The organism is Escherichia sp. MOD1-EC5433, from assembly GCF_002966005.1.
Taxonomy (GTDB): Bacteria; Pseudomonadota; Gammaproteobacteria; order Enterobacterales; family Enterobacteriaceae; genus Escherichia; species Escherichia ruysiae.
This window is the reverse complement of the sequence record NZ_PTRL01000013.1, coordinates 23378-30221: the sequence shown is the minus strand read 5'-3', so window position 1 is coordinate 30221 and position 6844 is coordinate 23378. Positions and strand designations below refer to the sequence as shown.

General features: G+C 54.2%; 6 protein-coding genes. 4 read left to right on the top strand and 2 right to left on the bottom strand.

Annotation, left to right across the window (positions count from 1 at the left end):
* The first annotated feature begins 597 nt into the window (after nucleotides 1-597).
* Together purH and purD are read left to right on the top strand one after the other, a co-directional pair.
* The gene (gene purH, locus C3D30_RS19840) at nucleotides 598-2187 is read left to right on the top strand and encodes a bifunctional phosphoribosylaminoimidazolecarboxamide formyltransferase/IMP cyclohydrolase (RefSeq protein ID WP_001187545.1); all 1590 of its coding nucleotides are present in this window, start codon (nucleotides 598-600) and stop codon (nucleotides 2185-2187) included.
* An 11-nt stretch (nucleotides 2188-2198) separates the two neighbouring features.
* On the top strand, nucleotides 2199-3488 hold the full coding sequence (gene purD, locus C3D30_RS19835) for a phosphoribosylamine--glycine ligase (protein WP_000866814.1): 1290 nt from the start codon (nucleotides 2199-2201) through the stop codon (nucleotides 3486-3488).
* Here the strand turns inward: purD and zraR are convergent.
* Together zraR and zraS are read right to left on the bottom strand one after the other, a co-directional pair.
* The gene (gene zraR, locus C3D30_RS19830; RefSeq protein ID WP_105287309.1) at nucleotides 3485-4810 is read right to left on the bottom strand and encodes a sigma-54-dependent response regulator transcription factor ZraR; all 1326 of its coding nucleotides are present in this window, start codon (nucleotides 4808-4810) and stop codon (nucleotides 3485-3487) included. The genes purD and zraR overlap by 4 nt on opposite strands.
* Nucleotides 4807-6183 (bottom strand): two-component system sensor histidine kinase ZraS, encoded by a 1377-nt coding sequence (gene zraS, locus C3D30_RS19825; protein WP_105287308.1) that lies wholly within the window; start codon nucleotides 6181-6183, stop codon nucleotides 4807-4809. Before zraS ends, zraR begins: the two co-directional genes overlap by 4 nt.
* A 106-nt stretch (nucleotides 6184-6289) precedes the next feature.
* Between zraS and C3D30_RS20750 the strand changes: the two genes are divergently transcribed.
* Together C3D30_RS20750 and zraP are read left to right on the top strand one after the other, a co-directional pair.
* The gene (locus C3D30_RS20750) at nucleotides 6290-6418 is read left to right on the top strand and encodes a hypothetical protein (protein WP_001297563.1); all 129 of its coding nucleotides are present in this window, start codon (nucleotides 6290-6292) and stop codon (nucleotides 6416-6418) included.
* A 2-nt stretch (nucleotides 6419-6420) separates the two neighbouring features.
* A complete protein-coding gene (zraP, locus tag C3D30_RS19815; protein WP_010351356.1) occupies nucleotides 6421-6843 on the top strand; it encodes a zinc resistance sensor/chaperone ZraP in 423 nt (140 codons plus the stop codon).
* The last annotated feature ends 1 nt before the right edge of the window (nucleotide 6844 follow it).

Sequence of the window (6844 nt, the reverse complement as noted above, 5' to 3'; positions counted from 1 at the left end):
AATTAAACTTCGTAATGAATTACGTGTTCACTCTTGAGACTTGGTATTCATTTATCGTCCGAGGACGTTAAGAATCCGTATCTTCGAGTGCCCACACAGATTGTCTGATAAATTGTTAAAGAGCAGTTGCGACGCGGCTTTCAGCTCACTGTCGCGAGGTGGCGTATATTACGCTTTCCTCTTTCAGAGTCAACCCTGAATTTCAGGATTTTTTTCTTCAACCGAACCGGCTGTTTGTGTAAAGTGATTCACATCCGCCGTGTCGATGGAGGCGCATTATAGGGAGTTCTCCTGAGGCCGCAATAGAAAAATTGCAAAAAAATGACTGACTGCTGCATTCCCCAGCAAAACCCCTATTTATACCTTTTTACGCACAGAGTTATCCACAATCATAAGCGTTATTTCTGTATTCCTGACCTGCTAACCACAATCGAAATGGTGCTCACCATCGAAACAAAAAAATTCGCGAGCGTTGCGCAAACGTTTTCGTTACAATGCGGGCGAAAAATAAAGATGCCCCGTTAGGGGCGTTAGCTGAGTTTTTCGCGAAAAATTCAGCTAACGCTCTCTGTAATAGTCAAATCCAGGGGATTTACCATGCAACAACGTCGTCCAGTCCGCCGCGCTCTGCTCAGTGTTTCTGACAAAGCAGGTATCGTCGAATTCGCTCAGGCACTTTCCGCACGCGGTGTGGAACTGCTATCTACAGGAGGCACTGCCCGACTGTTAGCAGAAAAGGGGCTGCCGGTGACCGAAGTTTCCGATTACACCGGTTTCCCGGAGATGATGGATGGACGTGTGAAGACTCTGCATCCGAAAGTACATGGTGGCATTCTGGGCCGTCGCGGCCAGGACGATGCCATTATGGAAGAACATCAGATCCAACCTATCGATATGGTGGTTGTTAACCTGTATCCGTTCGCCCAGACCGTTGCCCGTGAAGGCTGCTCGCTGGAAGATGCGGTTGAGAACATCGATATCGGCGGCCCAACGATGGTGCGCTCCGCAGCGAAGAACCATAAAGATGTCGCAATCGTGGTCAAGAGCAGCGACTACGACGCCATTATTAAAGAGATGGATGCCAACGAAGGTTCGCTTCTGCTTGCAACCCGTTTCGACCTCGCTATCAAAGCCTTCGAGCACACTGCCGCCTACGACAGCATGATTGCCAACTACTTCGGCAGCATGGTTCCGGCTTACCACGGTGAAAGCAAAGAAGCTGCCGGTCGCTTCCCGCGCACGTTGAACCTGAACTTCATTAAGAAGCAGGATATGCGCTACGGCGAGAACAGCCACCAGCAGGCTGCCTTCTATATAGAAGAGAATGTGAAAGAAGCCTCCGTTGCCACCGCAACCCAGGTTCAGGGTAAAGCCCTCTCTTATAACAACATCGCCGATACCGATGCGGCGCTGGAGTGCGTGAAAGAGTTCGCCGAACCGGCATGTGTGATTGTGAAGCACGCCAACCCTTGCGGCGTGGCTATCGGCAATTCCATTCTTGACGCTTACGATCGCGCGTACAAAACAGACCCGACCTCCGCATTCGGCGGCATTATTGCCTTTAACCGCGAGCTGGATGCTGAAACCGCACAGGCCATCATTTCTCGTCAGTTTGTCGAAGTGATCATCGCACCGTCTGCCAGCGAAGAAGCCCTGAAAATCACCGCCGCCAAGCAGAACGTACGCGTTCTGACCTGCGGTCAGTGGGGCGAACGTATTCCGGGTCTTGATTTCAAACGCGTGAACGGCGGCTTGCTGGTTCAGGATCGTGACCTGGGGATGGTCGGTGCGGAAGAACTGCGTGTCGTGACCAAACGTCAGCCGACCGAACAGGAACTGCGTGATGCGCTGTTCTGCTGGAAAGTGGCGAAGTTCGTGAAATCCAACGCTATCGTCTATGCCAAAAACAATATGACCATCGGGATTGGCGCAGGCCAGATGAGCCGCGTGTACTCCGCCAAAATCGCCGGTATTAAAGCTGCCGATGAAGGTCTGGAAGTCAAAGGTTCCTCTATGGCTTCTGACGCGTTCTTCCCGTTCCGTGACGGTATTGATGCTGCCGCCGCTGCCGGCGTGACCTGCGTAATCCAGCCTGGCGGTTCTATCCGTGATGACGAAGTGATTGCTGCCGCCGACGAGCACGGTATTGCAATGCTCTTCACCGACATGCGCCACTTCCGCCATTAATGGAGCGACAGATGAAAGTATTAGTCATTGGTAACGGCGGCCGCGAGCACGCGCTGGCCTGGAAAGCGGCGCAATCGCCGCTGGTTGAGACTGTTTTTGTTGCTCCGGGTAACGCTGGCACTGCGCTGGAGCCTGCACTGCAAAACGTCGCTATCGGCGTGACCGATATCCCGGCGCTGCTGGATTTCGCGCAAAACGAAAAGATTGATCTAACCATCGTCGGCCCGGAAGCGCCGCTGGTGAAAGGCGTAGTGGATACCTTCCGCGCCGCCGGGCTGAAAATCTTCGGCCCAACCGCAGGCGCCGCGCAACTGGAAGGCTCGAAAGCGTTTACCAAAGATTTCCTGGCCCGCCATAAGATCCCTACAGCGGAATACCAGAACTTCACCGAGGTAGAACCTGCGCTGGCGTATCTGCGTGAGAAAGGTGCGCCGATCGTCATTAAAGCTGACGGCCTGGCTGCCGGAAAAGGCGTTATCGTGGCGATGACGCTGGAAGAAGCTGAAGCGGCTGTTCACGATATGCTGGCAGGCAACGCTTTTGGCGACGCGGGTCATCGCATTGTTATCGAAGAGTTCCTCGACGGCGAAGAAGCGAGTTTTATCGTAATGGTGGATGGTGAGCATGTGCTGCCGATGGCCACCAGCCAGGATCACAAACGCGTAGGCGATAAAGATACCGGGCCAAACACCGGCGGAATGGGGGCTTACTCTCCTGCACCGGTAGTGACCGATGAAGTTCATCAGCGCACCATGGAACGTATCATCTGGCCAACCGTGAAAGGCATGGCGGCGGAAGGCAATACCTACACCGGTTTTCTCTATGCAGGTTTGATGATCGACAAACAGGGCAACCCGAAGGTTATCGAATTTAACTGCCGCTTTGGCGATCCAGAAACCCAGCCGATTATGCTGCGCATGAAGTCCGATCTGGTTGAGCTCTGCCTGGCAGCCTGTGAAGGCAAGCTGGACGAGAAAACGTCCGAGTGGGATGAACGCGCTTCCCTCGGAGTGGTGATGGCTGCGGGTGGATATCCGGGCGATTATCGCACTGGCGATGTGATCCACGGCCTGCCGCTGGAAGAAGTCGAAGGCGGTAAAGTGTTCCACGCGGGCACGAAACTGGCGGATGACGAGCAGGTAGTGACCAGCGGCGGGCGCGTACTGTGCGTCACCGCGCTGGGTCATACCGTAGCAGAGGCGCAGAAACGCGCTTATGCCTTAATGACCGATATCCACTGGGACGACTGCTTCTGCCGGAAAGATATCGGCTGGCGCGCTATCGAACGCGAGCAGAACTAACGCGACAGTTTTGCTAATAGCGTTTTGCGCGTAATCCCTAACTGACGGGCGGCTTCGGTTTTGTTGCCGCCCGTTTTCTCCAGCGCCGCCAGAATCACCTCTTTTTCCACTTCCACCAACGGCTGAATGTCCTGAGTTTGAGCCAGCGGGATCGGCGTACTGGCAATCGCCAGCGGCAGCTCGCGTTCGGAAATATATTCCCCAGTCAGCAGCACCACTGCCCGTTCTACCGCGTTTTCCAGTTCGCGAATATTTCCCGGCCAGTCGTAGTGAATCAGCAGATCCATCGCCTGGGGCGTAAAGCCTTTTATCGCCTTGCGATTGCGTTCAGCAAATCGCTGCAGAAAATGGCCAGCCAGTAGGGGAATATCCTCCCGTCGTTGCCGCAGCGACGGTACTTCAATTGCCACCACGTTCAGCCGATAGTAGAGATCCTGGCGAAAACGCCCGGCCTTTACCTCAGCGGCAAGATCGCGATGGGTCGCCGCAATCAGCCGGACATCAACCGAGATGGTCTGGTTGCTGCCGACACGCTGAACTTCGCGCTCCTGAATCGCACGCAGCAGACGCACCTGCATCATCGGCGAGATATCGCCAATTTCATCGAGAAACAACGTGCCGCCATCCGCCTCAACAAAGCGCCCTTCCCGGCGTTTATCAGCTCCAGTAAACGCCCCTTTTTCGTGACCGAACAATTCAGATTCCAGCAAGGATTCGTTGAGTGCCGCACAGTTGAGCGTTACCAGTGGTTTTTCACTCCGTGCGCTACTGGCGTGAATCGCCCTGGCGACCAGCTCTTTACCGGTGCCGGAATCGCCGTGGATCAGCACCGTGGCTTCCGATGGCGCGACGAGGGCGATTTCACTGAGCAGGTGTTGCATCGCCGGGCTTTTACCGACCATACCGAACTGGCTGGCAGACACCGCAGGCGTTTCAGCGTCAACACTGTGCGTATGTGCGAGCGCCTTTTCCAGCGTCGCCTGTAGGTTATCGAAATCCAGCGGCTTGATGAGATAATCCAGCGCCCCAGTTTTCAGTGCCTCTACCGCCGTCTCGACGCTGGAGTACGCAGTCATAATCAGCACCGGAATTGCCGGGTTTAACGCTTTGATCTCTTTCAGCGTGGCGATGCCATCCATCTCTGCCATTCGCACATCGCAAAGCACAAGATCAAAAACCTGTTCCCGCACCTGCTCCAGCGCCTGTCGCCCGCTGTTCGCCAGCGCGACGTTATAGCCCCAGCCGCGCAGCAATGCCTGCAAGATGGTGCAGTGGCTAATGTCATCATCCACCACCAGAATATCGATATTATCGTGCGTCATCCTTGTGGGTCCTTACGCGTAATATTGACCGGAAACCAGAGGGTGAACGTTGCGCCTTTTCCCTCCTGGCTTGCGACCTGAATTGTACCACCGTGTTGTTCAACAATATTATGCACGACCGCCAGCCCCAGTCCGGTGCCTTCGGCTTTGGTGGTGAAGTATGGGGTGAAGATGGCTTCAAGCTGATCCGCCGCAATTCCTTTACCGCTGTCGGTAACGCTGATTTTCACGCCAGCACCGCTTTCGCTGGCCGTCACGCTAATCACGCCATGCTGACCAATCGCCTGAATGGCATTGAGATAGAGATTCAACAAGACCTGGGTCAGTCGGTCCGGATCGGCCTGAATTTGCGGCAACGTGTCGTTGGCAGTAAAGCGTAACTGGATCTCCCGGCTGTTTGCATCCTGGCTCACCAGCTGTAATGAATGGTTAATCAAGGTATTGAGATCCACCGCCTGCAAAGCCAGGTGCGTTGGCTTGACCAGTTCCAGCAACTCACTCACCACACGATTCAAACGGTCGGACTCTTTCGCCATTACCTGCGCCAGTTGATGCGCTTCCCCGCCCTCTGGTGCTCGTTCGGCAAAGTATTTCGCCAGCCCTTTAATTGAGGAAAGCGGATTGCGAATTTCATGGGCAACGCCTGCCGCCAGATGCCCCAGCGCCACCAGCTTCTCTTTGCGCTTCATTTCATCCTGTAGAAGCTTGCGCGAGCGCAGATATCGGCGATACCAGAAGAATGACAACACGCTTGCCAGCAAGACCGTCGCCAGGGCGAAGAGGATAATCAGGGTGTTTCTCTGCTCACGATCTTCAGCACTCACAATGTTACTGGCGTCGAAAGCGATAAAAATTGCTTGTGGTGTCGCGGCATACTGCTGCATATGGCGCATCCGGTGCATTCCAGCAGCAAACATCGGTTGATACTGGCGATAAATTTCCAGAACAGGCTCGCCGTCTGCGCTATCGCTCCGCCGCCACGCTTCTTCATCTCCCGGATGTAACTGCTGCATTTCCTGCGGGGAATAAAGCTGTTTTCCCACCATGCCGGAGTTGCTATGCATCACGATTATTCCTTGTTCATCCGTGACCGCAAACCAACGTACTCCAGGCTGCCCGGCCATTTCTTCCAGTAAGGCCTGCTGCTGCGCATGATGCATGCGCATCCCCATGCCGACGCGCGAGCCGGATTCGAGAGCACGGATAAGTACACTGCCTTTTTCCAGAAGCGTTTGTCTGGCGGCGGCAGTCTCGCGCCCATAATCGCGAATCACCGTCACTGCAAACAATCCCACCAGCCCAACAATGACCACGGGGAGGATCGCGCTTAACCATTTAGCTAAGGAGTCTTTAGAACGTTGCATAAAACGCATCTTCTTCTTTGCCTGTTCATCCCTTTTTGACAGCAGAAATCATGCCATCTTTTATCAGCGTTTACCCTGCGCTGTAACACAAAGGCTTAAGTTTCAATGAGTAAAAATGACTCGCTACCCGCAGCAGGCGAGTCATTTTTACTCGTTTATCATGCCAGATTACCCGTCATATCAGCGTTTCATCGTTGGCACGGAAGATGCAATACCCGAAGTAAGACAACCACTGGAGGATTAACCATGAAACGGAACACGAAAATTGCCCTGGTGATGATGGCGCTTTCAGCAATGGCGATGGGATCGACATCTGCATTTGCTCACGGCGGACACGGTATGTGGCAGCAAAATGCCGCGCCTTTGACCAGCGAACAACAGACGGCGTGGCAGAAAATCCATAATGACTTTTACGCCCAAAGCAGCGCGCTGCAACAGCAACTGGTGACGAAGCGTTATGAATACAACGCTCTATTAGCCGCTAACCCACCGGATAGCAGCAAAATTAACGCGGTCGCCAAAGAGATGGAGAATTTGCGTCAGTCGTTAGATGAGTTGCGGGTGAAACGGGATATCGCGATGGCTGAAGCAGGTATTCCGCGCGGTGCCGGAATGGGCATGGGTTACGGCGGCTGTGGTGGTGGTCATATGGGTATGGGCCACTGGTAAA

Excerpts from the sequence above, each read along its gene's own strand:
- purH (WP_001187545.1), top strand. The coding sequence starts at position 598 with ATGCAACAACGTCGTCCAGTCCGCCGCGCTCTGCTCAGTGTTTCTGAC.
- purD (WP_000866814.1), top strand. The coding sequence starts at position 2,199 with ATGAAAGTATTAGTCATTGGTAACGGCGGCCGCGAGCACGCGCTGGCC.
- zraR (WP_105287309.1), bottom strand. The coding sequence starts at position 4,810 with ATGACGCACGATAATATCGATATTCTGGTGGTGGATGATGACATTAGC.
- zraS (WP_105287308.1), bottom strand. The coding sequence starts at position 6,183 with ATGCGTTTTATGCAACGTTCTAAAGACTCCTTAGCTAAATGGTTAAGC.
- C3D30_RS20750 (WP_001297563.1), top strand. The coding sequence starts at position 6,290 with ATGACTCGCTACCCGCAGCAGGCGAGTCATTTTTACTCGTTTATCATG.
- zraP (WP_010351356.1), top strand. The coding sequence starts at position 6,421 with ATGAAACGGAACACGAAAATTGCCCTGGTGATGATGGCGCTTTCAGCA.